Origin of the sequence: Croceicoccus marinus, assembly GCF_001661675.2 — a bacterium.
GTDB classification, from domain to species: domain Bacteria; phylum Pseudomonadota; class Alphaproteobacteria; order Sphingomonadales; family Sphingomonadaceae; genus Croceicoccus; species Croceicoccus marinus.
In genome coordinates this window covers 671,355-696,477 of sequence record NZ_CP019603.1, presented here as the reverse complement: position 1 = coordinate 696,477, position 25,123 = coordinate 671,355, and the positions used below count along the sequence as shown (strand labels likewise).

Here is a 25,123-nt window from a genome sequence, read left to right as displayed (position 1 = left end):
CATTTTCGTTTGCCCAAGCGGCAGGTGCCGCAGACTAGTCCATCGTCAGATCACGCCTTCGCGCAGCAGCCCCACAGCCCGGTCGGCGGCGCGCGCGGTCAGCGCCATATAGGTCAGCGAAGGGTTCTGACATGCGGACGAGCTCATCTGCGCGCCATCGGTGACGAACAGGTTCGGCACGTCGTGCGCCTGGCTCCAGCGATTGAGCACGCTGGTCGCCGGGTCCCAGCCCATGCGCGCGCCGCCCATCTCGTGAATGGCGCTGCCTCCGGCGCCGGGCCGGTCGAAGCCCATGATCACGTGGCCGCCTGCATGGGTCAGCATTTCGGCCGCGTCTTGCTTGGCCTGCGACAATGCGGCCAGTTCCTCGGCGCCGAACGCGAAATCGATCTTCAGCTGCGGAATGCCCAGCGGATCGGTCCGGGCCGGGTCCAGCGTCAGCCGGTTGCTGGTCCGCGGCACGCAATCGGCAAACGCGACCAGAACCACCCGCCACGGCCCCGGCGGGCGCAGCGAATCCTTGTATTCGGCGCCGATGCCCGCCTCGCGCTTGCCGCGCGTCCAGCCCGATTGCAGCGCGCCGCCCTGATAGGAATAGCCGCGCGTGTGACCAATGCCGTCCGGCTGGTCCATGTTGCGGAACCGGGGGATCACGACGCCGGTGGGGCGGTTGCCATAGCTGGTGACATCCTCGAACCCCGGCATGATCGCTATCGCCGACAGGGTCGAGGCATGGTCCATGATATGCGTGCCCAGCACCCCGCTTGCATTGGCAAGGCCGCGGGGCATCGCCTCGCTTGCGGAATTCAGGAGCAGGTGCACCGAATTGAAGCTGCCCGCATTGAGGAAGACCATGCGCGCGCCGGCCTTGCTGCGGCTGCCGTCCTTGCGGTCGATCCAGCGGACGCCGGTCACCCGGTTCGTGACGGGATCGTAATCCACCCGCTCCACCACCGCATCGGTCACCAGTGTCAGATTGCCGGTCTTCTGCGCGGCGGGCAGAGTGCTCGACTGCGTCGAGAAATAGGCGCCATAGGAACAGCCGCGCGCGCAGATCGATCGCGCCTGGCACTGCCCCCGCTCGCCCAGCGGCTGTGTCAGATTGGCGGTGCGCCCGACCGTCAGCACGCGTTCGGGCCAGCGGCTGCGGATGCTTTCGCGGGCGGATTGTTCGACCGCGTTGAGAGGCCAGGCGGGCAAGAACTTGCCGTCGGGCAGCTGCTCCAGACCTTCGGTGGCGCCTGCAACGCCGATGAATTCCTCGGCCTTGTCGTACCAGGGCGCGATATCGGCATAGCGGATCGGCCAGTCGGTGCCGTGCCCGTCGCGCTTGTTCGCGCCAAAGTCATAGTCCGACCAGCGATAGCTCTGCCGACCCCAGGTCAGCGACCGACCGCCCAGATTATAGCTGCGGAACCAGTTGAAATCGGTCCCCGCGCCGGTCGCATAGGGATTTTCCGCGTCATTGACGAAATGGTTCTGCGTATATTCGGTGAAATGCCGGTTCAGCATCTGCACCGGATGCTCGCGCTTCCACATCTCGGCATCGCCGCTGCCGCGGAACGGCATGTCCCACGGCTCCTTCATCTCGGTCACATAGCCGGTCTGGTGCGGAATATCCTGCCCGCGTTCCAGCATCAGCACCTTCAGCCCGGCCTCGGTCAGCTCCTTGGCTGCCCAGCCCCCCGAAATGCCCGAACCGACGACGATCGCGTCGAACTGCGTGTCGTTTGCCATCAGCCGAACTCCACCGCGGTCCAGTCGCTGGACCAGGCACGCGTATCCGGGCCCATCGGCACCACCGGATCGAAACGCCCCGGCACCAGTTCGAAACGCAATTCCTCGGACCCGCCCACGCGCGAGGTGTAATAGCCCGTCAGGATCAGGCCCTTTAGCTTGCGCCAGGGATGGGTGTCGTTGCCCTCGGCGAAAGCCTCGGCGTCCAATGCGGCCAGCACGCGGTGCTTTTCGTCATCCGGGCGGCGCAGATAATCGCCGTTCGCCGCCAGGTCCAATGTGTGTTCCAGCCAGCCGACATAGCGCAGGCTGCCGTCGCGGCGGCGATATTCGGGGAAGGCCCAGGGCATTTCGGACGAACCGGCCGGGTCGCGCGTGCCGTCCAGCCCGTGCGCCAGCGCCAGGATGACGAAATCACCCACGCCGACATCGCCCGCGCCGGGGGTGCCAGTCGCGGGCAGCACCAGCTGGCTGACCTGCTTCATCATCACGCGCTGCCGTTCGGTAGGCGCATCGTCATCGTCCAGGTCGGACAGGGCCACGCCGGCGACGGGAACCCCGATCACCAGCGCCAGCAGGGCCGCTCCGCCAAGAAAGCTGCGACGATCCCAGCCGCTTGCCCGGTTTGCGTCAGTCAATTCCCATGATCCTCTTGTTCAGGTCCCGGTCCGCGCCGCCCGCGGCGAAATCGTCGAACGCATGCTCCGTAACACGGATGATGTGATCGCGGATGAACGGGGCCCCCTCGGCGGCGCCCGCCTCGGGATGCTTGAGCGCGCATTCCCATTCCAGCACGGCCCAGCCGTCGAAGTCATTGGCCGCCATCTTGGAAAAGATGCCGCCGAAATCGACCTGCCCGTCCCCCAGCGAACGGAAGCGGCCCGCGCGGTCGACCCAGCTTTGGTACCCGCCATAGACGCCCTGCCTGCCGGTGGGATTGAACTCGGCGTCCTTGACGTGGAAGCAGCGGATCCGGTCGCGATAAATGTCGATGAAATCCAGGTAGTCGAGCTGCTGCAGCACGAAATGGCTGGGGTCGTACAGGATGTTGGCACGCGGGTGATTGCCGACGCGGTCCAGGAACATCTCGAACGTGACCCCGTCATGCAGGTCCTCGCCGGGGTGGATTTCATAGGCGGCATCCACGCCCTGCTCGTCGAAATGGTCGAGGATCGGACGCCAGCGGCGGGCAAGTTCCTCGAACGCGTCCTCGACGAGGCCGGCGGGACGCTGCGGCCAGGGATAGACATAGGGCCATGCCAGCGCGCCGGAGAACGTGGCATGCCGGTCGAGGCCGAGGCGGCGGCTGGCGCTCGCGGCCTTCTTCACCTGGTCGACCGCCCATTCCTGCCGCGCCCTGGGATTGCCGCGCACATGCTCGGCCGCGAAACCGTCGAACGCGGCGTCATAGGCCGGGTGCACCGCGACCAGCTGACCCTGAAGATGCGTCGAAAGCTCGGTGATCTCCAGCCCGTGGGACGCGGCCTTGCCCTTGATCTCGTCGCAATAGTCCTGGCTGCCTGCCGCTGTGTCCAGATCGAACAGCCGGGCATCCCAGCTGGGGATCTGGACCCCCTTGTAGCCAAGGCCGGACACCCATTCGCAGATCGCGTCCAGCGAGTTGAACGGCGCTTCGTCGCCCGCGAACTGGGCGAGGAAAATCGCGGGTCCCTTGATGGTGCGCATGCAGTCTCTCCCGGTTCAGAGTGTCAGTTCGGTCCAGCAAGCGCCCTCGGCGCTGGCGCGGACGCAGGTGTCGATGAAGACCATCGAACGTAGTCCCTCGGTCAGGCCGGGCAGCATGGGCGCCCTGCCCCCGCGAAGGACGGTCGCGAAATCGCGATAGAGATTGGCGAACGCTTCCAGATAGCCCTCGGGATGGCCGCCGGGGATGCGCGTAAGCGCGGTCGCGTTCTCGCCCAGCGACGCGTCGCCCGCGCGGACCAGCTCGGTCGTGCCGTCCAGTCTGTGCCAGGTGAAGGCATTGGGGCTTTCCTGCCGCCAGATCATGCCGCCGGTTTCGCCATAGACGCGGATCCGCAGGCCGTTGAGCTCGCCCACCTCGATCTGGCTGGCCAGCAGCACGCCGCGCGCGCCGCCCTGAAAGCGCAGCAGGACGGTGCAGTCGTCGTCGAGCGCGCGGCCCGGCACCACGGCGGCCAGGTCGGGCAGCACCTCGGTCACGGCAAGGCCGGTCACGAATTCGGCCAGGTTGAACGCATGCACGCCGATATCGCCGATGCAGCCGCCCGCGCCAGCGCGGGCCGGATCGACCCGCCATTCGGCCTGCTTGCCCTCGGCCTCGCCCGCAAGCCAGCCCTGCGGATATTCCACCACCACCTTGCGGATGGTGCCCAGCGCCCCGGCGGCGATCCGTTCGCGCATCTCGCGCACCAGCGGATAGCCGGTGTAGGTGAAGGTCAGCGCATAGGGCACGGGCGTGCGGCCCAGCACGGCCGCCAGCTCGCGCGCCTCGTCCAGCGTGGCGGTCATCGGCTTGTCGCTGATGACGGGCACGCCCGCGGCCAGCGCGGCCTTTGCCGAGGCGAGATGGTTGTGATTGGGCGTGACGACCGAGACGAAGTCGATCCCGTCGGGCCGCGCCCTTTCGGCCTCCAGCATCGCGGCCACATCGGGATAGCCGCGCTCCGGGTCGATCCGGTACGCTTCCGCCGCCGCCCTGCTGCGCCCGGCATCGGACGAGAAGGCACCCGCGACCAGTTCGATTTCCCGGTCGAGTTCGGCCGCGATCCGGTGCACCGGTCCGATGAAGGCACCGGGCCCGCCGCCGATCATGCCCATGCGAAGCCGTCTCAAATCATCTCTCCACTCGTCGTTTATAATCGCTGTTCTAATTTGACCGCCGACGCAATTCAAGCCGTCGCTGGGGCCCGCGCATCACATCCCCTGTGGAAGCGTGGCCGGGTTCAGCGTCAGCGGGATCCCCGCATCCTCGGCATTGCGCGCGACCCGCACGGTGATCGCATCGCCGAGGCTTTCCCAGCCCTTGTCGCCCCAGCTGGCGAAGCGGCGGGCGGTCAGGGCGATCCTGACCCGCTGCGACGCGCCGGGTTCCAGCGTTACCTTGGCGAAACCGACCAGCGCGGTTTCGGGCGTGTCGCGATAAAGCTGCACGACATCGCTGCCGGTGCGCGTACCGATGTTGCGGACTACGACCGATACGCCGTCCTCCTCGACCCGGGCGTCGTCCCATTCGAAGCGCGTATAGCCCTGCCCCGCGCCCAGCGTGTGCCGTGCGCGCTTGCCCGCCGCCGCGATCCCGCGATAGCCAATCCGCGTGCCCTCGCGATAGAACAGCTTGCCGTCGCCATCGGGCTTGAGGCCGAAGGCGGGGTAATCGCCTTCCTCGCGCGCGATGGAAACGGGCATGCGCCCGCCGGGCTCGCTGTCGCCCGCCAGCACGGCGGCGATGGCATCGGCAAACCCCTCGCCGGGATACCATACCGCCAGATGGGCCGCGGCCTTGTCTTCCCACGCCGCGTCATAGGCGTGGCCGACATTGGCGATCACCACCGTGCGCGGATTGGCGGCGCAGATCCGGTCGATCAGCGTCAGCTGCTGCGCGGGCAGCAGAGTATCGGGCCGGTCCTTGCTCTCGACCGAACTGTCCGATGTCTCGCCCACGAACAGCAGCACCGCATCGGCGCCCGCGGCCGCTTCCTCGGCCTCTCGCAGCATGTCCTCGACGCTGCCCGGTTCGCGGATGCCGTACCAAAGGCCGTGGACGCGGGCCGCCTCGAACGGGAATTCGACGGTGACCTCGACCGATTGCCCCGCGCCCAGCACGATCGGGGCGCTTTCGCTATCGCCCGATTTCAGCACGCCCATCGTGTCGCCGGGCGGCGTTTCGGTGGTGGAGACGATCTGCTGCCCGTCGACGAACATGCGCGCCTTGCCGGTCGCGCCCAGGTGAAAGCGATGCTCGCCGTCCTTCTTCGCGCGATAGGTGCCCGATGCGCGGATCGATCCGCCTTTCGCGAAATCGACCTGGTCGTGCATGCCTGTGAACCAGACTAGCGAGTTGGTGTCGCGGGTCTCGCGCGTCTGCGGCTCGCCCGAACAATCGGGCGACGGGAAATATTCCAGCGTCATGCCGCTGGCCGCGCCGTCGCCGATGTCCTTTGCCGGGGACACCTCCATGAACGGCAGGCGCGGCGCGGGATCGACGCCGGGGGCGAACACGATCTCGCTGGCTGCCTGATAGCGGGCACGCACGCTCTGTTCCGGGGTCGACAGATCGGGCCTGACCGAGATCTTGGCAAAGGTCCCGCCCTGGAAGCAGGGCGCGGCGGCATTGGGGCCGATGATCGCGATCCTGCCCGCCTTCTGCGGATCGAGCGGCAGTATATCGCCCTCGTTCTTCAGCAGCACGAAGCCCGCCGCCGCTGCTTCGGCCAGCAGGGCGCGTGCCTGCCCGTCGTCATAGGGGCGTGTCTTCTCGCCGGTCGCATCGGAGGCGAGGCGCGCGACCCGCTCGGCTGCTTCGGCGACGCGGCTGGCGGGCACTTCGCCCTTTTCGACCGCGTCGGCGGACTTGGGGCCCAGGAAGCGGAACGGGCCCGGCATTTCTAGGTCCAGCCCGGCATTCAGCGTCGGAGCGGTCGAATGCGTTCCGAACCAGTCCGACATGATCGCGCCGCGGTAATTCCAGTCGCCTTTGACCACTTTGGTCAATATGTGGTGCTGTTCGGCGCAGTAATCGCCGTTCACCCGGTTATAGGCCGCCAGCATCCCCGCGCAGCCTGCATCGGCGGCGAATTCGAAGGGCAGCAGATAGATCTCGCGCAAGGTCCGCTCGTCGACCTGCACGTCGACTGTGTCGCGCGCCGTCTCGCTGTCGTTGCAGACAAGGTGCTTGGCCACCGACGCGGTGCCGGTCGATTGCAGGCCGCGGATCCAGCATGCGCCCAGGATCCCGGTCAGCAGCGGATCTTCCGAGAAATACTCGAACGCGCGACCCGCCAACGGGCTGCGGGCAAGGTTGATGTTGGGCGCAAGCACCGCATCGACGCCGCGCTCGACCGCTTCCTGCCCGACCAGCGCGCCGATGCGGCGCACCAGAACCTCGTCCCAGCTGGCACCCAGCAGGGTGGCGCAGGGGCTGAGGCGGGCGATGTCGCGCTCGTCCACCTTGCCGCTGGCGATGCCCATCGGGCCATCGCTCATCGTGAAGGACGCGATGCCCGCAGCGGGCACCGCAACACTCGACCACATCGCCGCGCCCGCGGTGAGCGCGGCGGCATCTTCCAGTTTCAGTTCTGTCATGGCTATGATCAGGCGGCGAGCGCCAGTTCCTTGGTATCTTTGGTGGTGGGTACGAACGGCAGATAGGACACGCGCATGCGAACCGTGAACTCCAGCTTGTGCGGGCCGGGGCCGAAGCCGCCGTCCTTCAGCGCGATGATGGTCGCCTTCTCGCCGAAGTTCCAGCGGTCGTCATAGACGGTTTCCATCTGTTTCAGCGTATAGGTCGCGCCGCGCACGTGAAAGCGGATGTCCTCGCGCGCGATGGCCTCGCCGTCTATGGCGACCGCGATATCCTCGATCATGGAGAGGCCAAGGCCCCGGTAATAGGGCAGCCGGCCCAGGAAGCTGACGCCCTTGACCGCGCCGTCTTCCTCGTATTTCGCCAGGCTGTCCTCGACGATCATCTTGTTGTCCATCATGGCAGCGGTTCCTTTCAGGCGGCCTTGAGCGCGGGTGTTTCGGCTTCGCCCAGAAGGCGGGCCAGCATCACCTGCTGGCGGCGGACCTGTTCGACGCTGTCGGGTTCCTCGGCGTCCTCGATCCAGCGATTGCCTTCGTATTCCGAGCAGATGTAGCCATCATAGCCGCCCTGCCGCAGCACCTTCACGATCTCGTCATAGGGGATCGACGGCTCCACGCAGTCCTCGGTCATCTGATAGAACTTGCCGTGGACGTTGTGGATGCGGGGCATGTAATCCAGCATGCGCTTCGGCTCGAACGCGGAATTGTGGCGAAGCGTCTCGGCCATGGCGATGGCGGGGCCCTCGCCCCCCATCTCGCGCACGTTCAGGATCACATATTCGCTCAGCACGCGGTCGGCATAGGCCTGCTCGACATAGTCGGCGATCTTCTGCGGCACGCCGATGCGCAGGAACTTCTCCTTCCAGACCGGCGGGAATGCGTGGAGGAACATGCCCAGATCGGGCAGGAAACCCAGCGCGTCCGATCTCGATTTCTCGAAAGCCTCGGCGTGGCGGACGATCCACGGATGGTCGAAATGCAGCGGGGCGTGCACCTCGACCAGGATCACGATGGCCTTGTCCTCGGCATAAGGGGCTGCATCGACCAGTACCTGCGGATCGATCGACACCAGCGCGCGAATGTATTTCATGCCAAGCCGGGCGCCGAAGTCGATGTCCTTCCGCACGCTGGCGACCTGTTCGTCATGCGGCATCATGCGGCCTTTGTAGCGCTTGTAGTCCAGCATGAAGTCGTGGCTGACCGGCGTGCAGTCGTATTTGTCGATCAGCCGGTGCCAGTTCTCGATCGCCGCATCCTCGACGCCCACTTCGGGCCAGCCCCAGAAGCTCTGCTCTCCGATGATCTCGATCCCCTTCGCGCCCAGCCGGGCCGAGGTGCGGATGCAGTCTTCCAGGTCCATTTTGCCCTGAAAAGTCTCGTTCTGATAGGAATAGAGGCTCACGCCCCGCTTGATCGCCATCGGTCATCCTTTTCGCGCGGCTGCCAAGGCGCCGCTGTCGTTCTTCTGCAGAAACAGGCGCCATGCGGCTTGCACTATTGCCCGACCTCATATTAGAACCGTAATTCTATATATAAATGCGGTCGGGTCAAGGCCGCTGGTTCCCGCAAGGCGGGAGGGGGTAAATCGATGAACAATACCGGTCGTAAAGCCCGCGGAATGAACATCCCCGCACTTGTCGCGCTGGCGCTGCTGGTCATTCCGATCGCGGCATTTTCGCTTTTCGTCGGATGGAACAAGGCGTTCGCGCCGCTTTCTGTCCTGGCCCAGCATTCGGCGTGGACCATCCATCTTCCTGTCGTGGTCGGACGCGCGATCGGCCTGCTCGAGCTGGTTGCCGCGGCGATCCTGCTGATCGCGCTGTTCGTGCCGCGATTCTCGCGCGCCGGCATGTATGCGGCGATCTGGATCACGCTGAACAATATCGTCGCCGCCATCGTCCATGTCATCTTCGCGGAATGGCACACGCTTCCGCAAAGCGCCGTCGTGATCACGCTCTGCACGATCATGGTCCTGCTGTTCGCCCGCCGGGCGCGGGGCATCGCGACAGCAGGGCGATAGAGACGGAGAGATCGCTGTCTGTCGCAAAAGCTGGAAGCGCGCATTCCCGCGCCTTGCGAGGCCTTTTTTGAAGCAATCTCATACTGACGAAGCGAAAGGGGGCGCGAAATGCGCCCCCTTCATGTGCGCGATCAATCCTCGGTGCGATACTCCTCGGGAATGTCGAAGCTTGCCGCCTTGTCATAGGGCGGGATCGTCACCTCGCCCGTCGCGGCCCATTCCGTGCCGCGCGCGATCAGCGTCTTGACCCCGTCGAACATCAGCGTGTCGGGCCCGTGGCCCAGCGTGATCGAGAATACCCGGCCCTTGCCGTAATCCTGCACCCAGACCAGCGGATTGTCGGCGTTCATCCCCTCCATCTTCGCTACATTCCCGGGCGAATAGGCTTCGAAATCATATTTCGGGCCGGCCTTCTCGGGCTGGTAATTCGCGGCGTCGTCGAAGCCGGTCGCCAGCACGGTCACGTCCGCACCCGAAGCGAACGACATGTTGGTGTACATGTCCTCCATGAACGACCACACGTATTTGCGCATTCCCCTTGTGACCGGATGCTCCTCGTCCGTCAGCTTGACGCGGAAGCCGTCGGGCGGCGAACGGCGGCTCTGCCCCGGCACCATCGTCGCGCCGAGCAGGCGGCGATATTCGGGAATATCGAACCCCCAGGTAAAGCTGGAGTGATAGGCGACCAACCCGCCGCCCTGCTCGACGTAATCGTACAGCGCCTCGAACGCCTCGGGCGACCACAGCTTCTGTTCCTTGTCGCCGTAATTCCAGCGGCTGGCATAGTTGAGCAGCACGACATCGTATTTCTTCAGCATGTCGAGCGAGCCGAATTCGAAATCCTCGGTCACGCGCACGTCGAAGCGGCCGGTGTCCTTCAGCTGCGTGCGCAGGCTGTTGTTCACGCCGGTCCAGTCATGCTCATACGTGTTCTCGCCCGAGATGATGAGGACCTTGATCAGTTCCTCCTGGGGAACGACGGGCGTGACCACGCGCTGGACGGTTTCGGGCGGCGCATAGGGCTTGGCGTCGACCGTCGTCGGGATCTCGGAAACCGGAACCTCCTGCGCGGCGGCGGGCAGCGCGCCGAGTGCCACCGTCAGGGCGAAAAAGGCTTTCATCTTCATGCTCTCTCCTGTGTCGCGGCGGTCAGGGGGCCGCTTTTCCCGATCAGGTTCTGGAACCGGCTCTTGTCGTCCATCGGCCACAGCAGGACGATCAGCGCCTGCAGGCCCAGAAGGATGCTGGGCAGCGCGTAATAGGCCAGGCGTATGTCGGCGCGGGCCGCCTCGCTCACATTGGCCGGGTCGTAGTTCGCGAAGGCCAGCCCGTATGCCGCCGCCGCGCTGCCGATGGCCATGCCGACCTTGGTCGACACGCTGATGCCCGAAGACAGCAGCCCTTCGTAACGCGCGTCATGCTTCCATTGGTGATAGTCGACCGCCTCTGCCGCCATCGTGAAGATCGCGGTGATCGTGATCGAAGTGGTGATCGAGAACAGGAAATAGGGCAGCAGCAGCGGCGGAACCCCGATACCGGCGATCTGCCAGTCCGCCGCGCCGTCGACCATCGCCATGGCGAAAAACAGCACCAGCGATATCGCGATGGCGCCGACGCAGCCGGCGCGCAGGCCCGTCCGCGCCAGGATCGGCGGCGCGATGAACGCCGCCAGCAGCAGTCCGCCCGACACCATCGGAAGCATGACCGGGATCAGCCATGGCTTGCCGATCACGTCCTTGGCGAAGAAGATCGTCAGCCCCAGCATCACGCCGAAGCGGATGAAATACAGCAGGCAGAAGCCAAAGCACACCAGCCAGGCGCGATTGCGCAGCATCTGGCCGATCGCGGGCAGCACCCTGAACGACGGGGCCGCGCTGTCCTCATAACGCTCGCGGCAATTGCGGAACAGCATCAGCAGCGCGGCCAGCGCGATCGCGCCGAACAGCACCGTGGTCCAGGTAAAACCGCGCTGCAGGTCGCCGCCGCCGAACAGGGCGACCAGCGGCATCGTCGCCGCCGTGCCCAGAATGACCGAGACCGACGTCCCGATCGACCGCGCGCCCCCAAGCTTCAGCCGTTCGTCGGTGCGCAGCGTCATCATCGGCATCAGCGCGGTATACGGGATGGACCCCGCGCTCATCAGTATGCCCAGCAGCTTGAAGGTCACGAACGCATAGGCCAGCTGCGCCCCCTGCGAGACATCGGGCACGTGGAAGACCGCGATGAAGACCAGCACATAGGGAACCGCGGTGAACAGGAAATAGGGGCGCGTGCGGCCCCAGCGCGTGCGGGTCTTGTCCACCGCCACGCCGAACAGCGGGTCGATCACCGCATCCAGCAGCCGCGCAACCAGGAAGATCGTGCCCACCGCCTCTGCCGGAAGCTGGACAACGTCGGTGTAATAGAACAGCAGGAACGCCCCCGCCATGTTGTATGCCAGGCTATAGCCCAGATCGCCCCCGCCATAGCTGAAGCGTTCCAGAAGGCTCAGCCTGCGCGGGGGCGTTCCCGCATCAGACATTCAGCGCGTCCTTCGCCTTGGCCAGCGACTGGTCCATCGGCATGGTGGGCATGTATTCCAGGCCCAGCGGCCCGTCATAGCCAAGCTCTTCAAGGTCGGCCATGATCCGGCCCCAGTCGAGGTCGTCGGTGCCCGGCTCGTTGCGGCCCGGCGTGCCCGCGACCTGCACATGGGCGACAAGGTGCATGCGGCCCGACAGGACCTCCTTCATGTCCTCGCCCATGACGGCGCTGTGGTGCACGTCGTAGATCAGCTTCAGGTTCGGGCTGTCCACCGCCTCGATGATGTCGAGCGCCAGCGGCGTGCTGACGAGATACATCGCCGAGAACAGCTGGGTGTTGAGCGGTTCCAGCACCAGGGTCACGCCTGCTTCCTCGGCCAGCGCGGCGGCACGGCGCAGCACCGATACGGCATTGTCGAAATGCTCTTCCTCGGACATCCCCTCGACCCGGAAGCCCGAAGCGACGATCAGCGGGGGCGAGCCGACCTTGCGCGCCTCGGCCAGCGTGTCGCGCACGGCCTGCAGCATTTCCTCATGCTCGGCCGGATCGACGATCGAGCGGCGCGGATCGACGCAGAAGCCGGTCAGCGAGACGTCGTTCTCCTCAAGCGCCCTGGCGACGCCCGGCATGTCCTTGTCGCGCCAGAGGTGGAACTCGACGCGGTCGAGGCCCGCTTCCTTCGCGGCGCGAATGCGTTCGGGCAGGCCGGCGCCAGCCTCGGTAAACTGCCATTCGATGCAGGCTGAAAGTGCGGTCATTATCACTGAACTCCAAAATGGTAGGCAAGCTCGTCGCCGTGGAAACCACGCGTGAAACTGTCGTCGCGATAGGGCGGCATGGCGTCTCTCCAGCGGGTCCGAAGCGCGCGCGTCTCGTCAAGGCGAGCGGCATCCCGGTCCTTCAGCTTCGCCCGCTGCACCGGGCAGGCGACGATGCCGAACAGGAAATAATGGCCCGCGATCGACGAATATTCGTACCGGCCTGGCCTGACCGCCTGCCGGTTCGACCGATCGAAACGCCAGAGCACCGGACACCGGTCGAAGCCCCCTGCCCCACGCTTGCGGCAAGCCGAGTGGCGTCCGGGAATTGCCCGTGCGGAAACAACCCGCGCGGGAGCGGGGCGGCGAGAAAGCGATGCTCCTCGGCCCGGTGCCGGCCGTTCCGCACAGCATTGCCGCGCGCTTGCACGTGGTGCAGCCTGTCGGTGCCACCGCCGCGACACGCCCGAAAATGGCCGCACGGCATCGGACGATCGGGCGGTCATGTCGCTTGGACGCGATTGGCCGGTACGTGCACTGCGATAATCCATGTCGGTGGCTGCCCGCCCCAGGGAACGGGCAGCCTTTCCGATCAGAATTCCACGCCCACGCGCACGCCATAGGTACGCGGCGCCTGGAACGCGAAGTCGAAGTTGTCGTCCGGACCGGCCGACACGAAGTTCGCATACGCCAGCGGCTGCTCATCCTCGAGGTTGCGGACGAACGCCTGGATGCTCCACACCTCGCTGAGCGGCTGATACTTCAGGCTCAGGTCGGTCTGGGTGAAGGCTTCCTGCTCGCCCGACCGATAGTTGAAGATGGTCGTGAAATATTCGCTCTTGAACCGCGAATAGGCGCTGGCCGTGATCGTACCCGCATTGCCCAGTTCGAACACGTGGTCATAGCCCAGCGTGATGGTGAACTTGGGCGATTGCGGAAGCGTGTTGCCTGCCAGGTTCGGCTGCACCAGCGCCGGGCCGGGATCCAGGTCGGGAAGCCCGTTGTTGTTCGGGTTCTCGGTGTCGAAGATCGCATAGGACGCGAACAGCTCGTCATATTCCGCGTTCAGATAGTTGAACGAGGCGCTGAACGTGTCGAGCGGGCTGAGCTTAAAATTGCCCTCGACCTCGACACCCCAGATGGTGGCGGCACCGGCGTTGAACACCTGCTGGCCGATACCCGGATCGAGCAGGACCGCGGTCTGCAGATCCGTGTAGTCGTAATAGAACCCGGCAGCGTTCAGCACATGCTCGCCGCGCGGACCCAGGTTCAGCTTCACGCCGCCTTCATAGGCCGTGTTCGTTTCGGGATCATATGGACCGACGCTGTCGAAACCGCCCGACTTGTAGCCGGTCGACACCTTGCCATAGATCAGCGTGTCCATGTTGGGCTGATAGTTGACGCCCGCCAGCCAGGTCAGCTGCTCGTTGTCCTGCTCCAGCTCCACGATCGAATTCGGCGGCCCTTCGGGAGCGACGGGAGCCGTGTTGAAACGGAAGCCGTAATTCCCGAACACGCCGTCGCGGCGATCGATCGTATAGCGCAGGCCGCCGACCAGGGTGACCGTGTCGGTTACCGCGAATTCCACCTGTCCGAAACCGGCGTAACTTTTGGAATCGGTATCGCGCGCGAAAGTGTTGAGGAAGCTGCCGTTGGGGCCGATGAAAGGGCTGTACAGGCCGCGCAGATTGCTCAGCTGCTCACGATAATAGAAGAAGCCGCCCTGATAGGTGAGCGCACCGGCCGTGCCGTTCAGGCGAAGCTCGTGGCTCTGCGTCTCGACCGTGTTGTCGAATTCATAAAACGTGTAGCGCGGCAGGGCGAGGTCGGTGTCCTGATCCGTGCGGCGATAGCCGCCGAGGTAGGTCAGCGTTGCACCGCCGAGGTCGTACTGGACCTTGCCGCGCACCGCGTAGCTGTCCTGCTCGTTGGGATTGAGCGGGATCTGCGGCACCGGCCCGTCATAGGACGAACGATCGGGGAAAGCGTCCGCGACATTGGTGTTGAGCGGGATGCACTGCCCACCAGGAATCAGCGGAGCAGCGTCGACGAAGCCGTTCTGCGAGCAGTCGGGACCAGGCCCCTGCCCCGGCGCGTTGAAATTGTAAGACGCGAAGGCACCGACGATATTCTCGTTATGGACATATTCGCCTGACAAATCGATGGTCAGCGCATCGGTGGGCGTCAGGCTGATGGTGGCGCGGGCACCCAGATTGTCGGCAGTGCCGCTGCGAACTTTGTCGCTACCCGCCGCTTCGCGATTGGGGTGGAAGAAATAGCCGTCGCGCTTGTTGTACACGCCCGCCAGGCGGAGGCCGCCGATCGGACCGAACGGAATGTCGACGCCCGCTTCCAGCTTCCGATGGTCGTAATTTCCATAGGTCGCATTGATGTCGGCGCCGAACTCGGTGCCGGCTTTGCGCGTGATGAAGTTGATCGCGCCGCCGGTCGCGTTGCGGCCATAAAGCGTGCCCTGCGGCCCGCGCAGCACCTCAATCCGGTCGATGTCGAACAGCGCCAGGTTCAGCACGTTGGGGCGGTTGATGTATTCGCCGTCGATATTGACCGCGACCGACTGGTCCTGCCCCTCGTCGTTCGAATTGGTGCCCACGCCGCGCACGGCGACCCGGGTATAGTTGCCGTCCTGGGTGATGTTGAGGACCGGCGCGACGCGGCTCAAATCCTGGAAGTCGGTGATACCTGCATCCTCGATCGCCTCGTCGCCGATGACGTCGATCGCGATCGGAACGTCCTGCACGTTTTCGGACCGGTTCTGCGCCGTGACGATGATCACGCCGTCATCGGTTGGGGCCGGGCCGGGGTCCTGCGCGAACGCAGGAGTCGCCACCACGCCCAAGGCGCAGCTCGCGAACAGGAAATGCCTGTAATGGGGTACTCTCATGAAACCTCTCCCTTTACCGCCGGTCTTTCCATCCGGGCAGTGAACTAGAATTTTGATTTTAGTTAGGACTGGCAGCCCTTGTCAATGGCGATTGCTGAGGCCGACGCAGCCCACCGCAAGCTGACGTGCCATCGCGTCGAGTTGCCCGGCCACCTGGCTGTCCTTGAGCGAGCCGTCTTCGGCGAACGGCTTCTGCTCGATCGAGTTGATCGCGATGCCCATCGGAGTCGGCCAGCCCCGCATCGCGTGCACGATGCCGCGCAGCGCAGCGAGGGTGACGCCGCCCGCCTGCCAACCCGCCGCCGACACCAGCAGACCGACCGGGCGGCCGTCGAAATAGGGCCGCTCATCCGCGCGCAGGTCTTCCAGCAGGTCGATGGCGTTCTTGATCAGGCCCGACACCCCGCCGTGATAGCTGGGCGAGGCGATGACGATGCCGTCGGCCTGCCGCACCGCTTCCACGAAGTCCCGCTCGCCGCCGGTGCGGTCGGACGAATAGGGATCGTAATGCGGCAGCGCGGCCAGCTGCTCGCCGCCGAACAGGCGGACATCGGCGCCGTGGCTGGCGCAGATGTCGAGCACCGCGCGCGCCAGCAGCTCGGTCGACGAATTGGGCCGCTGGGTACCGCCGATGCCGACGATGCGGGGCTGGCGGCTCATCCCTCCAGCCCCGGCATGACCTTGCGGGAAATCAGGTCTAGCGTCTGGTTGCCGAGGCGCAGGCGCTCGTCCGTCAGCGGGCCGGTGGTCGTGCCGCACAGGATGTTGCCGATGCCCAGCTCCTGATAGGGCTTCAGATGCTCGATCACCGTCTCGGGTGAGCCATAGAGGCACCAGGTGCCGATCCAGTCCTCGCTCAGCGCGTCGGGCGTGCGATCGGTCTTCTTGTTGGCGTCGTCGCTTTCGGCCCGGGCATTGAACTCGGCCTCGCGCTCGATCGCGTCCTGATAGGAGCGCAGGATCACTTCCAGCTCCTCGCGCGCCTGCTCGTCGGTCTCGGCGACATGGACGCACTGATAGGTGTGGGTCGACCACCCCAGCGCGCGGTCGATCGTCGACTGGTCGTGACCCGACGACGTCAGCACATCCTTGTAAGCAGTGAAATATTTCTCGACATGCTTGAACGGTTCGGTGCCGCCGATCTTCGGCGGGGTGAAGGCCGGGATGAACGCGGGCCAGCCATTCTCGCCCGCGCGGCGGGTGCTGGCTTCCTTCATGGCGACCGACATCAGCGGTGCATGGCCCTTGGTATAGGCGACCGGCGCGATGCGCTGCAACACGCGGCCCTGGTGCGGGCCGTTGGCGATCTCGATCGCCGGATCGTCCATGGTCTTGGCCCACAGCTGCTCGGCAAGGTCGAGATTGCGCTCGGACACGTCCTTCGATTCGGCATAGTTGACGCCGAAGCCGATCATTTCCTCGGGCGTGGTGCCGCTGCCGACACCGACCAGCAGCTTGCCGTCGGTCAGCTGGTCCAGGATGTTGATCCGCTCCACGAAGCGCACCGGGTGGTGCAGCGGAACCGACACGACCGAGAAGCCGAAGTACATCTCGGGCATTTTCGCGGCCAGGTATCCGGCGAAGATGAAGCTGTCGCTGGCGATCGGCATGTACCCGTTGAAGTGGTGATCGGGCATGAAGATCGCTTCGAACCCAGCATCGCGCGCCTTCAGCGCATGAGTCTCGAGGTCCTTGATAAGCTTGCGATCATCCTCAGGCCGCATGGCTCGTGCGTTGAGAAAAACCGAAAAACGCATCTGATAATCCCTTCCCATTCCAGAATTGAAATCGCTGGATCGACACAAATTAGAATTGACGTTCTTATTCTCTTGATGCTTTTGCGACGGATGTCAACCCAGTCAACCAGCCCCACGCCCGGCCTCGAAAAACTTTCGCAGGCCGCCGTCAGCCGCCGCCCCCGCCAGGGCCGCAGCCTCGCCTCTTTCGAAAGGATGCTGGTCGCCACGCGTGAGCTGATGCTCGAACGCGGTAGCGAGGAATTCACGCTTCAGGACGTGAGCGAGCGGGGCAATGTCTCGATCGGATCGATCTATCTGCGGTTCGAGAGCAAGGAGCGCCTGCTGTATGCCGTCATCGCGCAAGAGCTTCAGTCGGTGGTCGAGGAAGAGGCCGCAATGGTCCGCTCGGTCGCCGACAAGTGCAGCAATCTCAAGCAGTTCCTGGCGATATATATCAATGAATATACCGCCTTCATGGGCGAGCACGCGGGCATGCTGCGGGTGATCATGCAGCGCGCGTCGATCGATCCCCTGGTGTCCGCTCCCGGCAAGGAAACCGCTTACCGGGCTCTGGCGCAGACGACCGAGGTGATGATGACGTACCGCGACGAGATCCGGTCCGAAAACGCCAGGCTGAAGGCCGAGATGACGCTCTACCTGATCTATGCCGCGGTTGCGCGCCAGCTCGCCCTGGGCGCCACGCGCGAGTCGGAGGATCCGGACGTCTGGGTCAAGCTGCGTCCCGAACTGGCCGAGATGGCCTATGCGTATCTGAAACATTCGGACTGATCCTGCACCGCCGGCCCTTTTCGGTCCGGCACCGGGCACAATTGCCTTGACGATCAGATTGGGCGTTCTAGAACGTCGGTTCGTGTCTGAGCGCATCGACCCGATGGTCGCTGCCGCACGCCCGATATGCGGTGCCGGCCCGACAAGGCCCTATCCCATCCGGGCGGCAGGACGACAGGAATGGTCCGCCGAACGGACGCATCCGCCCGAGGAGCCTGAACAGAACCATGAAAACCGACGCGGTCGCCATAAGTCTCGACCTGATCAATCGCCATTACCAGGAACCCAACCGGAACCGCTACGAAAGCCGCTATTTCTGGGAGGAACTCTACACGCTGATCGCCGCATCCGGCTTTTCGGCGATCGAGATCCCCTATGAACCGATCTGGCAGTTCGGCGGACGAAGCGGCGTGCCGTTCAACCGCTATTGCGTGAACACCAAATACGATTCGGCAGAAGGCTATCGCAAGCTGCTGCGCGAAAGCGGAATCGAACGAGTGGTGGGCGTAAGTTTCGACCCCAACCTGTTCATGCGCAACGACAATCTTGGCTTCTTCTTTGGCGCAGCCGGCCATTTCGCGGGTGAAGGCCTGTCGCATGCGGCGGACATGGGCGCCGATTATTTCGCGATCAGCCCCTCGGCCTATTACGGGCGCATCCTGCAGTATCATCCCGATCTGGAAAGCCGGATGCAGGAATTCACCGACAAGACGGTGGAACTGCTGACCGGGCTTGCGGAAAAGGCGCAGGAACTGGGCGTGACGCTCACCCTGCGTAACGAATATTGGAGCCTGTTCGGCGGGACGCGTATCATGCCGCTGCTGGACGCGCTGCCTGCATCGGTGAAACTCGACCTCGATACCGCCAGCCTGTTCGTGGCGGGCATTTCCCCGGCCGAGTTCCTGGAAAAGCATGTCGATCAGATCGGATCGGTCCATCTGACCGATACCGAACTGGTCGACACGCAGGACATCTGGAAGACGCCCAATCCCGAATTTCCCAGCACGCACGCCACCCAGGTCTATCGCGATCCGGGAACGGGATCGGTCGATCTGACGCAGGTCGCGGCCCTGCTCGACAGCCTCGGCTATCAGGGTCCGGTGGTCTGCAGCGCCCGCCAGACGCGCGATCCATTCCGCGCCCTGCTGCGCACCCGCGCGCTGCTCGACCGACTGCAGAACTAAGACGGACGGAGAATCCGCAATGCCCAATATACGCTATGCCAACATGTCGCACTGGAAGGCGATTCCGTACAAGGAAATCCCCAATTTCAGGGACTTCTATTACGAAGACAAGACCAATTCTGCCTATTATTCCGACTGGGACAGCATCCTGAAATACCAGTCCTCGCTGGGCTTCGCTGGGATCGAGATCGCGCCCTGGGACCTGGCCGACATCATCCCCCTGTTCGGCTCGCCCGAGGGTTTCACCGACTTCGCCAGGGAACGCGGCGTCAGCGTGATCGGCATGTTCCACGGTGCCCACGCATCGCACCAGGCCGACCATTTCGACGAGGCGGTCAAGGCCGGGCGCGAGGCGGTCGACACGCTGGTGCGCTTCGGCGGCACCTATCTCAACACCTGCCCCACGCAGAACTATCACGGCGTCGGCCCGCTCAGCCGCGAGGAAGTGCAGAACTGCGCCAGGGTCATGAACGAGATCGGCCGCTATGCCACCGATCACGGCGTGAAGATCGGCCTGCACAACGAGTTCTTCTGCGCGATCAACCTGCCCAACCACCGCGAGCTGATCGAATCGACCGATCCGGCCCTCGTTCATTACTGCATCGACACCGCCCAGGTCGCGATCCTGGGTGAGGATGTGCTGAAGTTCTACGACGAATACCACGACCGGATCAGCACGTTCCACCTCAAGGACACGGCCTCGGCAAACCAGCCCGATAGCGTACGCTATTCCAAGGATCCCGAAATCACCGACGACGGGAAACGCTGGTTCTGGGAACCGGGCATGGGCACGCTCGACCTCAAGGGCCTCTACAAGCTATTGAAGAAGCACGAGTTCAAGGGCTGGATGTCGATCGAATACGACGGCTCGCCCGACCTGCTCGCGTCGATGGCGCTGACCCGCTATTACCTCGATAACGAGCTGCGCCCGATCTACGACTAGGGCGAAAGGCGGGAAGATACGGCGCCGGGGTCAGAAATCCTCGGTGTCGATCGTCCCGCGCATCACCTCGGGATAGCGGTGGCCCGATACGGTCTGGTGGTTCACGATCTGCCCAACCCCCTCCAGCACATCGCCGGGGACAGACATGCTCGCGGCGGCAAAATTCTCGGCCATGTGCGCTTCGCTGGTGGTGCCGGGGATCGCGTGCAGATGATCGCCGCGCGACAGCACCCAGGCCAGCGACAATTGCGCGGGCGTCACCCCGGCCTCTGCCGCGAGCGCGTTGAACTCGCGGATTAGCCTGATGTTGCGCGGCCAGTTCTCCTTGCTGAAGCGCGGGTGGCCGGCGCGCAAATCACTGTCTTCCAGCACCAGCGGATCGTCCAGCGCACCTGCCAGCGCGCCGCGCGCGGTGGGCGAGAACGCGACCAGCGAAATGCCAAGCTCGCGCGTCGTATCCAGCACGCCCAGTTCGACATTGCGGGTCCAGGGCGAATATTCCGTCTGCACAGCCGCCATCGGATGCACGCCATGCGCCTCGCGGATATGCGCGCTGCTCCATTCGGACACGCCATAGGCACCGATCTTGCCCGCCTTGATGGCATCGGCCAGCGCGCCCACGCTGTCCGCGACCGGCACCTTGGGATCGAAGCGGTGCATGTAGAACAGATCGATGTGATCGGTCTTCAACCGCTTCAGGCTGTCCTCGATCGATTGCATCATCGCCTCGGGGCTGCAATCGATGCCGCGGCGCGGGCCGTCGACGATGATCCCGGTCTTGGTCGCCAGCAGGAACTCGTCCCGCCGGTCCATGATCGCCTCGCCCAGGATTTCCTCGGACACGCCCTTGCCATAGATGTTGGCGGTGTCGAAATGATCGTATCCAAGGTCCAGCGCCTGCCGGAACAGGCGCACCGCATCCTCGCGCGCGGGCGCATTGCCATAGCCCCACGCCACGTTCATGCAGCCCAGCCCGATGGCATTCACATTGCGTCCGGCCAGCGTCCGCCGCATCAGGACCACCCGTCCTGCGCTTCCAGGCTCTGCGCCAGTTCCCCGATCACGCGGTAGCAATCCAGCACGTCCGAGACCGAGCTGTTGGGCTGCCGCCCCTCGGTTATGGCGGCGACGAATTCGCGGTCCTGCAACTCGATGCCGTTCATCGAGACATCGACCTTCGACACGTCGATCGGCTCCTCGCGCCCCGTGACCAGATCGTCATAGCGCGCGATATAGGTGCCGGTGTCGCCGATATAGCGGAAGAAGGTGCCCAGCGGCCCGTCATTGTTGAACGACAGCGCCAGCGTCAGGATCTGACCCTTGTCGGTCTTCATCTGGATCGACATGTCCATCGCGATGCCAAGATCGGTGTTCTTCGGCCCCTGCAGCGCATTGGCGGCAACGACCTTGGCGCCGGTCATGTACTGGAAGATGTCGATCGAATGCGCCGAATGATGCCACAGCAGATGGTCGGTCCAGCTGCGCGGCTCGCCCTTGGCGTTCATGTTCTTGCGGCGGAAGAAGAACGTCTCGATATCCATCGCCTGGATATTGAATTCGCCCGCGTCGATGCGGTTCTTGACCCACTGGTGCGACGGATTGAAGCGGCGGGTGTGGCCGACCATGCAGACCAGGCCAGTCTCCTTCGCCTTCGCCTCTACCGCCTGCGCGTCCTCCCAGCTGTCGGCCAGCGGGATTTCGACCTGTACGTGCTTGCCCGCATCCATGCAGGCGATTGCCTGTTCGGCATGCATCTGCGTGGGGGTGCACAGGATCACCGCGTCGACATCGGGCAGCGCCAGCGCTTCGGAAAGCTCGGTGCCCGAATGGGGCGCGCCGTATTTCTTCGCCACATCCGCCGCCTGTTCCGCGCGGCGCGATATGACCGAGGCGATTTCCACCCCTTCGATGTTCTTCAGCCCGTCGAGGTGCTTTTCGCCAAAGGCGCCGGCACCGGCCAGTGCGATTTTCATGGGATATCCTCCTGAAATTGATGTCTCGTGCGAACGGCGTTCAGCCTATCAGCGCCTGGGCCGCCTCATTGTTTCCCTCCAGCGTCGGGCTGGGCGGCACGCTGCCATCCACCGGCTCAAGCACGATGTGGCCCAGCGCGGTGTTGCTGACGGGGACGTGATAATGGCGGTGCAGCGCCCTGGTGCTCTTGCCCAAAGCCCCGCGCATGATCAGCCACATCACCATCTCGATCCCCTCGCTGCCGGTTTCGCGCAGATATTCGATGTGGGGAACATGGCGCAGTTCCTGCGTGTCGCCGATCAGCCGGTTCAGGAAGCCATTGTCCCATTCTCGGTTGATCAGCCCGGCACGCGGGCCCTGCAGCTGGTGGCTGAGGCCGCCGGTGCCCCAGACCTGGACGTTCAGATCCTCGGGGAAGCTCTCCACCGCGCGGGCGATCGCCTCGCCCAGCGCCCAGCAGCGATTGCCCGACGGCGGCGGATAGGTGACGACATTGACCGCCAGCGGAATGACCTTGACCGGCCATTCGTCGACATGGCCGTACATCATCGACAGCGGCACGGTCAGCCCGTGGTCGACTTCCATCTCGTTGATGATGGTCATGTCGAATTCGTCCAGGATCAGCGACTGCGCGATATGCCAGGCCAGATCCGCATGCCCCGGCACCGGCGGCACCGGGCGCGCGCCAAAGCCTTCGTCGGCGGGCTGATAGGTTTCGCCGCAGCCGATCGCGAAGGTCGGGATGAACTTCATGTCGAAGGCGGATGCATGGTCGTTATAGACCAGCACGATCACGTCGGGCTTTTCCTGCTTCAAGAAGTCGCGGGTCCATTCGAACCCGTCGAAGGCAGGCTTGAAGTAATCCTCGCCTTCCTTGCCCTGGTCGAACGCGAAGCCCAGCACGGGGATATGGCTGCAGCCGATACCGTGGGTAATGCGTGCCATCAGTTCTTGTCCCTTATCGATCGCTGGCCGGCGGGCGATCGGCCGCCGGCGTTCATCATCGCCTGGTAATCCTCGACGCTCATGCCGGTCATGGTCGACACGGCCTGCACAAAGGACAGCCCGTCGGTCGAGAACACCTTGGCGAGGAAATAGATATTGCCGCCCAGATCCAGCAGCTTGTTATAGTCGCGGTCCAGCACCGCTTGCTTCTGCTCGTCGGTGATCGCCCATTCGTCGAGATAGGCCTTCTCGTCCGCACGAAAGCGCTGGCGATTCTCGTCCTTCATCAGGCTCATCGCGAACTGGTTCAGCTGATAGCCCTGCCGCGCGCGGGCGGCGGTATAGACGCGGGTGCCGGGTATGTCGTCGAACTCGGCCAGGTACTGGTGAATGTCTCTCACAATCCGCGCTCCTTCAATATGGCGTCGAGGCGCGGGAAGACCTTACGCGCATTGCCTTCGAAAATGGCGGCGCGTTCGGCATCCGGAATGTCCAGCGCGTCGACGTAACGCTTGGTGTCGTCGAAATAATGGCCGGTCTGCGGATCGATGCCGCGCACCGCGCCCACCATCTCGCTGCCGAACAGGATGTTCTTGTTGTCGATCACGTCGGCCAGCAGATCGATGCCCGGCTGGTGATAGACGCAGGTGTCGAAGAACACGTTGTTCATGATGTACTCGTCCAGGCTGGGCTTCTTCAGCATGTCGGCAAGCCCGCGGTAGCGCCCCCAGTGATAGGGCACCGCCCCGCCGCCATGCGGGATGATGAAGCGCAGCTTCGGAAAGCGGCTGAACAGGTCGCCCTCCATCAGCTGCATGAAGGCGACCGTATCGGCGGCAAGATAGAAGCCGCCGGTCGCATGCATCGCCGGATTGCAGCTGCCCGACACGTGGATCATGGCGGGCACGTCCAGCTCCTCCATCGCCTCGTACAGCGGGAACCAGTACTCGTCGGTCAGCGCCGGATGCTCGAAATGCCCGCCGCCCGGATCGGGGTTCAGGTTGCAGCCGATGAAGCCCAGATCCTCGACGCAGCGGCGCAGTTCGGTGACGCTGGCGGCCAGATCCGCCTTGGGGCTCTGCGGCAGCATGCACACGCCGACGAAGGTCTCGGGAAACAGCTTCGTGACGCGGTGGATCAGATTGTTGCAGTGCCGCGCCCATTCGGCGGAGACTTTCTGGTCGCCGATGTGATGCGCCATCGCCGACGCGCGCGGAGAGAATATGGTCAAATCCGCCCCGCGCTCCTGGATCAGGCGAAGCTGGTTGTCCTCGATCGTCTGGCGGATCTCGTCGTCCGAAATCTCGGGATAGGGGGGCGGTTCGCGGCCTTCCCTGAACGCCGCCTTCTGCTCCTCGCGCCACTGGTCGTGGCCCTTGGGCAGCACGGTGTAATGGCCATGGCAATCGATGATCAGGCTCACTCGGCCTCTCCCTTCCTCAAATCCCGCCAGTCCGCGGCGCGGCCGGCCATCTGGCGCTGGCGGTCGATCGTCCCGCTGGTCATCGCCGGCTCGACGCCAAGCTCTGCCAGGGTGCGCGCGACTTCTTCCATTTCGGCGGCGCGGCGCAGCCCATGCGTGGTCATGCGCTCGACATTATAGGCCGCGCGGGCGGCCCACGGGTCCGACCTGTCGCTCGCGTCGAGCGAGGCGAGCACCTCGTCGGTGACGCCTGCCGCTTCGGCGGCGATCATCATCTCGGCCGTCAGCGCCTCGACCCCCTTGACCATGACCGAGCGGATCATCTTGATCGCAGAGGCACGGCCTACCTGCTCACCCACGACGCGCAGATTGGCGAAACCGGCGGCGGCCAGCGCAGCGGCGGCCTCATCGGCGGCGGGACCCGCCAGCAGTAAGGGCACGCGCAGCCGCGCGGGATTGACCGGGGCCAGCACCGCCACGTCGACATAGCGCCCGCCAGCGCCATGCACCGCCTCGGCGGCGGCGCGCTTGGTGCCGGGCGCGACCGAATTCATGTCGCAGAACAGCGCGCCTTGCCGCAGGACAGGCGCGGCGTCCCGCGCCGCTTTCAGCGCCGCATCGGCAGTGACCAGCGAAAGCACCAGTCCGGCGGATTCCAACGCGGCGGCGGCATCGGCGCAGGGCACGACCCCATCGGATTCCATCACCGCCCGGCGCGCGGCATCGATGTCGAACGCAGCCGCCCTGCCCTCCCAGCCGGCGGAGCTGGCGAATGTGTGCCCCGCCTCGCCATAGCCGATAAGGCCGATCGATGGATTCGCTGGATCAGTCACGGGGCAGAGCATGGCCAGCGGGACAATGCCTCGCCAATGGAAAGCCTGACAAGGCGATAAGGTC

At 64.6% G+C, this 25,123-nt stretch carries 24 protein-coding genes; 4 read left to right on the top strand and 20 right to left on the bottom strand.

Going from position 1 to position 25,123, the window contains the following annotated elements:
* Positions 1-45: 45 nt before the first annotated feature.
* The 7 genes from A9D14_RS17280 to A9D14_RS17250 all read right to left on the bottom strand — a co-directional run bounded on the left by A9D14_RS17280 (position 46) and on the right by A9D14_RS17250 (position 8,446).
* Positions 46-1,737 (bottom strand): GMC oxidoreductase, encoded by a 1,692-nt coding sequence (locus tag A9D14_RS17280; RefSeq protein ID WP_066850596.1) that lies wholly within the window; start codon positions 1,735-1,737, stop codon positions 46-48.
* The gene (locus tag A9D14_RS17275; protein ID WP_066850595.1) at positions 1,737-2,375 is read right to left on the bottom strand and encodes a gluconate 2-dehydrogenase subunit 3 family protein; all 639 of its coding nucleotides are present in this window, start codon (positions 2,373-2,375) and stop codon (positions 1,737-1,739) included. Before A9D14_RS17275 ends, A9D14_RS17280 begins: the two co-directional genes overlap by 1 nt.
* A complete protein-coding gene (locus A9D14_RS17270) occupies positions 2,368-3,423 on the bottom strand; it encodes a sugar phosphate isomerase/epimerase family protein (RefSeq protein ID WP_066850594.1) in 1,056 nt (351 codons plus the stop codon). The genes A9D14_RS17275 and A9D14_RS17270 overlap by 8 nt, the downstream gene beginning before the upstream one ends.
* A gap of 15 nt (positions 3,424-3,438) precedes the next feature.
* Positions 3,439-4,539, bottom strand: coding sequence for a Gfo/Idh/MocA family protein (locus A9D14_RS17265; RefSeq protein ID WP_066850593.1), 1,101 nt, complete (start codon positions 4,537-4,539; stop codon positions 3,439-3,441).
* Positions 4,540-4,635: 96 nt separating this feature from the next.
* On the bottom strand, positions 4,636-7,023 hold the full coding sequence (locus tag A9D14_RS17260) for a beta-glucosidase (protein ID WP_066850592.1): 2,388 nt from the start codon (positions 7,021-7,023) through the stop codon (positions 4,636-4,638).
* An 8-nt stretch (positions 7,024-7,031) separates the two neighbouring features.
* The gene (locus A9D14_RS17255) at positions 7,032-7,424 is read right to left on the bottom strand and encodes a C-glycoside deglycosidase beta subunit domain-containing protein (RefSeq protein ID WP_066850591.1); all 393 of its coding nucleotides are present in this window, start codon (positions 7,422-7,424) and stop codon (positions 7,032-7,034) included.
* A gap of 14 nt (positions 7,425-7,438) precedes the next feature.
* The gene (locus A9D14_RS17250) at positions 7,439-8,446 is read right to left on the bottom strand and encodes a sugar phosphate isomerase/epimerase family protein (protein WP_066850590.1); all 1,008 of its coding nucleotides are present in this window, start codon (positions 8,444-8,446) and stop codon (positions 7,439-7,441) included.
* Positions 8,447-8,644: 198 nt separating this feature from the next.
* Here A9D14_RS17250 and A9D14_RS17245 point away from each other — a divergent pair, with 198 nt between their 5' ends.
* Positions 8,645-9,046, top strand: coding sequence for a DoxX family protein (locus A9D14_RS17245; RefSeq protein ID WP_066850589.1), 402 nt, complete (start codon positions 8,645-8,647; stop codon positions 9,044-9,046).
* Between the two features lie 131 nt (positions 9,047-9,177).
* Here A9D14_RS17245 and A9D14_RS17240 read toward each other — a convergent pair whose 3' ends face one another.
* From A9D14_RS17240 to A9D14_RS17210, 7 genes are all read right to left on the bottom strand, one after another.
* The gene (locus A9D14_RS17240) at positions 9,178-10,173 is read right to left on the bottom strand and encodes a ThuA domain-containing protein (RefSeq protein WP_066850588.1); all 996 of its coding nucleotides are present in this window, start codon (positions 10,171-10,173) and stop codon (positions 9,178-9,180) included.
* On the bottom strand, positions 10,170-11,567 hold the full coding sequence (locus A9D14_RS17235; protein WP_066850587.1) for an MFS transporter: 1,398 nt from the start codon (positions 11,565-11,567) through the stop codon (positions 10,170-10,172). Before A9D14_RS17235 ends, A9D14_RS17240 begins: the two co-directional genes overlap by 4 nt.
* Positions 11,560-12,327 carry a TIM barrel protein gene (locus A9D14_RS17230; protein ID WP_066850586.1) on the bottom strand — a complete coding sequence of 256 codons (768 nt, stop codon included), beginning with the start codon at positions 12,325-12,327 and terminating at the stop codon, positions 11,560-11,562. The genes A9D14_RS17235 and A9D14_RS17230 overlap by 8 nt, the downstream gene beginning before the upstream one ends.
* Positions 12,328-12,329: 2 nt before the next feature.
* The gene (locus A9D14_RS17225) at positions 12,330-12,596 is read right to left on the bottom strand and encodes a hypothetical protein (protein WP_066850585.1); all 267 of its coding nucleotides are present in this window, start codon (positions 12,594-12,596) and stop codon (positions 12,330-12,332) included.
* A gap of 323 nt (positions 12,597-12,919) precedes the next feature.
* Complete coding sequence (locus A9D14_RS17220; RefSeq protein WP_066850584.1) at positions 12,920-15,229, bottom strand: TonB-dependent receptor; 2,310 nt, start codon at positions 15,227-15,229, stop codon at positions 12,920-12,922.
* Between the two features lie 81 nt (positions 15,230-15,310).
* Positions 15,311-15,889 (bottom strand): NADPH-dependent FMN reductase, encoded by a 579-nt coding sequence (locus tag A9D14_RS17215; protein ID WP_066850583.1) that lies wholly within the window; start codon positions 15,887-15,889, stop codon positions 15,311-15,313.
* Complete coding sequence (locus A9D14_RS17210) at positions 15,886-16,986, bottom strand: LLM class flavin-dependent oxidoreductase (RefSeq protein WP_066850730.1); 1,101 nt, start codon at positions 16,984-16,986, stop codon at positions 15,886-15,888. The genes A9D14_RS17215 and A9D14_RS17210 overlap by 4 nt, the downstream gene beginning before the upstream one ends.
* 90 nt (positions 16,987-17,076) lie before the next feature.
* Between A9D14_RS17210 and A9D14_RS17205 the strand changes: the two genes are divergently transcribed.
* The 3 genes from A9D14_RS17205 (at position 17,077) to A9D14_RS17195 (ending at position 19,884) form a co-directional block, all read left to right on the top strand.
* Complete coding sequence (locus A9D14_RS17205; protein ID WP_066850582.1) at positions 17,077-17,757, top strand: TetR/AcrR family transcriptional regulator; 681 nt, start codon at positions 17,077-17,079, stop codon at positions 17,755-17,757.
* A 227-nt stretch (positions 17,758-17,984) separates the two neighbouring features.
* Positions 17,985-18,941: a sugar phosphate isomerase/epimerase family protein gene (locus tag A9D14_RS17200; protein ID WP_066850581.1), complete on the top strand. Its 957-nt coding sequence runs from the start codon at positions 17,985-17,987 to the stop codon at positions 18,939-18,941.
* A 19-nt stretch (positions 18,942-18,960) separates the two neighbouring features.
* A complete protein-coding gene (locus A9D14_RS17195; RefSeq protein WP_066850580.1) occupies positions 18,961-19,884 on the top strand; it encodes a sugar phosphate isomerase/epimerase family protein in 924 nt (307 codons plus the stop codon).
* A gap of 30 nt (positions 19,885-19,914) precedes the next feature.
* Here A9D14_RS17195 and A9D14_RS17190 read toward each other — a convergent pair whose 3' ends face one another.
* Genes A9D14_RS17190 through A9D14_RS17165 form a run of 6 tightly spaced genes read right to left on the bottom strand, consistent with a single transcriptional unit; the run spans position 19,915 to position 25,059 of the window.
* Positions 19,915-20,898, bottom strand: coding sequence for an aldo/keto reductase (locus A9D14_RS17190; protein WP_066850729.1), 984 nt, complete (start codon positions 20,896-20,898; stop codon positions 19,915-19,917).
* Positions 20,898-21,857, bottom strand: a complete 960-nt coding sequence (locus tag A9D14_RS17185; protein ID WP_066850579.1) for a Gfo/Idh/MocA family oxidoreductase — start codon at positions 21,855-21,857, stop codon at positions 20,898-20,900. The genes A9D14_RS17190 and A9D14_RS17185 overlap by 1 nt, the downstream gene beginning before the upstream one ends.
* A 40-nt stretch (positions 21,858-21,897) precedes the next feature.
* A complete protein-coding gene (locus tag A9D14_RS17180) occupies positions 21,898-22,803 on the bottom strand; it encodes a class III extradiol dioxygenase subunit beta (RefSeq protein WP_066850578.1) in 906 nt (301 codons plus the stop codon).
* Positions 22,803-23,204, bottom strand: a complete 402-nt coding sequence (ligA, locus tag A9D14_RS17175; protein WP_083988141.1) for a protocatechuate 4,5-dioxygenase subunit alpha — start codon at positions 23,202-23,204, stop codon at positions 22,803-22,805. Before ligA ends, A9D14_RS17180 begins: the two co-directional genes overlap by 1 nt.
* Positions 23,201-24,226, bottom strand: a complete 1,026-nt coding sequence (locus tag A9D14_RS17170; RefSeq protein WP_066850576.1) for an amidohydrolase family protein — start codon at positions 24,224-24,226, stop codon at positions 23,201-23,203. The genes ligA and A9D14_RS17170 overlap by 4 nt, the downstream gene beginning before the upstream one ends.
* A complete protein-coding gene (locus A9D14_RS17165) occupies positions 24,223-25,059 on the bottom strand; it encodes a DUF1932 domain-containing protein (RefSeq protein ID WP_232469025.1) in 837 nt (278 codons plus the stop codon). Before A9D14_RS17165 ends, A9D14_RS17170 begins: the two co-directional genes overlap by 4 nt.
* Between the last annotated feature and the right edge of the window lie 64 nt (positions 25,060-25,123).